Annotated in this window: 2 protein-coding genes; one reads left to right on the forward strand and one right to left on the reverse strand. The window is 69.0% G+C overall.

Features of this window, described 5'->3' with window-relative positions; translation table 11 throughout:
• Positions 1-259 precede the first annotated feature (259 nt).
• Positions 260-3,058, forward strand: a complete 2,799-nt coding sequence (secA, locus tag VIU94_RS38310) for a preprotein translocase subunit SecA (protein WP_331919148.1) — start codon at positions 260-262, stop codon at positions 3,056-3,058.
• A 56-nt stretch (positions 3,059-3,114) separates the two neighbouring features.
• Here the strand turns inward: secA and VIU94_RS38315 are convergent.
• Positions 3,115-3,578: Rv3235 family protein (locus tag VIU94_RS38315; RefSeq protein ID WP_331919150.1), on the reverse strand; the 464-nt coding region annotated here is incomplete at its 5' end.

The following is a 3,578-nucleotide window of genomic DNA, read 5'->3' on the forward strand; positions in this document are numbered from 1 at the left end:
CTCGTGGGTTCCTCGCAAGCGCCAACGTTTATGCGGTGAGTGAGCGCGCGATCGCATTTCGCACAATTCATGGGTGGAACGCGGCACCATCCGCGACCCCCGTCCGTTGTCCCCTTTGACGGAGATTTGAAGCAGCGGACGCTCGTCGCCCCCGGCAGGCTCCCGGCGCGGCAGGGTCCTCGCATACGATGGCCGTTGCTCAGCCAAGCCAAAAGGAAACCGACCGTCCCAGGCCCGACCGGCAAGGAGACCAACCCCCGTGTCCGTCCTCTCGAAGATCATGCGTGCAGGCGAAGGCAAGATCCTGCGCAAGCTGCACCGCATCGCGGACCAGGTCAAGTCCATCGAAGAGGACTTCGTCGACCTCTCCGACGCCGAGCTGCGGGCCCTCACCGATGAGTACAAGCAGCGGTACGCCGACGGCGAGAGCCTGGACGACCTGCTGCCCGAGGCGTTCGCCACTGTGCGCGAGGCTGCCAAGCGCGCGCTCGGCCAGCGTCACTACGACGTGCAGATCATGGGTGGCGCCGCCCTCCACCTCGGCTATGTGGCCGAGATGAAGACCGGTGAGGGCAAGACCCTCGTCGGCACCCTGCCCGCGTATCTCAACGCGCTCTCCGGCAAGGGCGTGCACCTGATCACGGTCAACGACTACCTGGCCGAGCGCGACTCCGAGATGATGGGCCGCGTCCACAAGTTCCTCGGTCTGGACGTCGGCTGCATCCTCGCCAACATGACGCCGGCCCAGCGCCGCGAGCAGTACGCCTGCGACATCACGTACGGCACGAACAACGAGTTCGGCTTCGACTACCTGCGCGACAACATGGCGTGGTCCCAGGACGAGCTCGTCCAGCGTGGCCACAACTACGCCTGCGTCGACGAGGTCGACTCCATCCTGGTCGACGAGGCCCGTACGCCGCTGATCATCTCCGGCCCGGCCGACCAGGCCACCAAGTGGTACGGCGACTTCGCCAAGCTGGTCACCCGCCTCACCAAGGGCGAGCCGGGCAACCCGCTGAAGGGCATCGAGGAGACCGGCGACTACGAGGTCGACGAGAAGAAGCGCACCGTCGGCATCCACGAGGCCGGCGTCGCCAAGGTCGAGGACTGGCTGGGCATCGACAACCTCTACGAGTCGGTGAACACCCCGCTCGTGGGCTATCTGAACAACGCCATCAAGGCCAAGGAACTGTTCAAGAAGGACAAGGACTACGTCGTCATCGACGGCGAAGTCATGATCGTCGACGAGCACACCGGCCGTATCCTCGCCGGCCGCCGCTACAACGAGGGCATGCACCAGGCGATCGAGGCGAAGGAAGGGGTGCCGATCAAGGACGAGAACCAGACGCTCGCCACGATCACGCTGCAGAACTTCTTCCGTCTCTACGACAAGCTCTCCGGCATGACCGGTACGGCCATGACCGAGGCCGCCGAGTTCCACCAGATCTACAAGCTGGGCGTCGTCCCGATCCCGACGAACCGGCCGATGCAGCGCAACGACCAGCCGGACCTGATCTACCGGACCGAGGTCGCCAAGTTCGCCGCCGTCGTCGACGACATCGCGGAGAAGCACGAGAAGGGCCAGCCGGTCCTCGTCGGCACCACGTCGGTCGAGAAGTCCGAGTACCTCTCGCAGCAGCTCTCCAAGCGCGGCATCCAGCACGAGGTGCTCAACGCCAAGCAGCACGACCGTGAGGCGATCATCGTCGCCCAGGCCGGCCGCAAGGGCGCCGTCACGGTCGCCACGAACATGGCCGGACGAGGCACCGACATCAAGCTCGGCGGCAACCCGGACGACCTCGCCGAGGCCGAGCTGCGCCAGGCGGGCCTGGACCCGGTCGAGCACGTCGAGGAGTGGGCCGCGGCCCTCCCCGGCGCCCTGGAGCGCGCCGAGAAGGCCGTCAAGGCGGAGTTCGAGGAGGTCAAGGAGCTCGGCGGGCTGTACGTGCTGGGCACCGAGCGCCACGAGTCGCGCCGGATCGACAACCAGCTGCGCGGTCGTTCCGGCCGTCAGGGCGACCCGGGCGAGTCCCGCTTCTACCTCTCCCTCGGCGACGACCTGATGCGCCTGTTCAAGGCGGCGATGGTCGAGCGCGTGATGGCGATGGCCAACGTGCCGGACGACGTGCCGATCGAGAACAAGATGGTCACCCGCGCCATCGCCTCCGCCCAGTCCCAGGTCGAGGGCCAGAACTTCGAGACGCGCAAGAACGTCCTGAAGTACGACGAGGTCCTCAACCGGCAGCGTGAGGTCATCTACGGCGAGCGTCGCCGCGTCCTGGAGGGCGAGGACCTGCACGAGCAGGTGCGCCACTTCATGGACGACACGATCGACGACTACATCCGCCAGGAGACCGCCGAGGGCTTCGCGGAGGAGTGGGACCTCGACCGGCTGTGGAACGCGTTCAAGCAGCTCTACCCGGTGAAGGTCACGCCGGACGAGCTGGAGGACGCGGCGGGCGACCGTGCCGGGATCACCGCCGAGTTCATCGGCGAGTCGGTCAAGGACGACATCCACGAGCAGTACGACGCCCGCGAGCAGCAGCTCGGCTCGGAGATCATGCGTGAGCTGGAGCGCCGCGTGGTCCTGTCCGTGCTCGACCGCAAGTGGCGCGAGCACCTCTACGAGATGGACTACCTCCAGGAGGGCATCGGCCTGCGCGCGATGGCGCAGAAGGACCCCCTGGTCGAGTACCAGCGCGAGGGCTTCGACATGTTCTCCGCGATGATGGAGGGCATCAAGGAGGAGTCCGTCGGCTACCTGTTCAACCTGGAGGTCCAGGTCGAGCAGCAGGTCGAGGAGGTCCCGGTGCAGGACGCGGCGGAGAAGCCCTCGCTCGAGAAGCAGGGCGCCGGGCGTCCGGAGATCCGCGCCAAGGGCCTGGACGCGCCGCAGCGTCCGGACCGGCTGCACTTCACCGCGCCCAAGGTCGACGGCGACGGATCGGTCGTCGAGGGCGACTGGGCGTCCGACGAGGCCGCGGGCGGCGACGGGATGACCCGCGCGGAGCGCCGCAAGGCGCAGAAGGGCGGCGGCGGCCGCCGTCGCAAGAAGTAGTCCGTTTCAGGACGACGGTAGGGGCCGGCACCCGGATCGGGTGGCCGGCCCCTTCGTCATTCCTGCGGGGCGGGGGAGCGGCGGGTCTGGGCGGGCACGCGACGGGGGTCACGGACGCCCGGCTCGCGGCCCGGGGCGCGGTCGGCCTCGCGCCGGGGAAGGTCGCGAAGGTCGTCCAGCTCGACGGCCGCGCAGCGCCAGCGGCGGTCGGCGCCCGGTTCGAGCCGGAAGGCCATGGCGCGGACCCTGTCGCCGGTGGCGACGCTGGCGAAGGCCTCCAGGCCGCCCGGGAGCGACTGGACGCGGCAGCTGCGCACGACGGGGCGGACGCCGCCCGGGCCGCCGAACGGGGTCGTCGGAGCCAGCTGGACGAGCTGCTCGTACGCCGGGCCGACGGTCTGGCCCAGCATCCAGTGGACGGGGCGTTCGCCGCTCAGGACGGCGAGCAGGCGCTCGGCGAACAGGGCGTGCGGGGGCAGGGCCCGGACCGGCGGCCGGCGGACGGGAGCGCCGGGGCGGG

This window comes from Streptomyces sp., from assembly GCF_036566765.1.
In the GTDB taxonomy this organism is placed as follows: domain Bacteria; phylum Actinomycetota; class Actinomycetes; order Streptomycetales; family Streptomycetaceae; genus Streptomyces.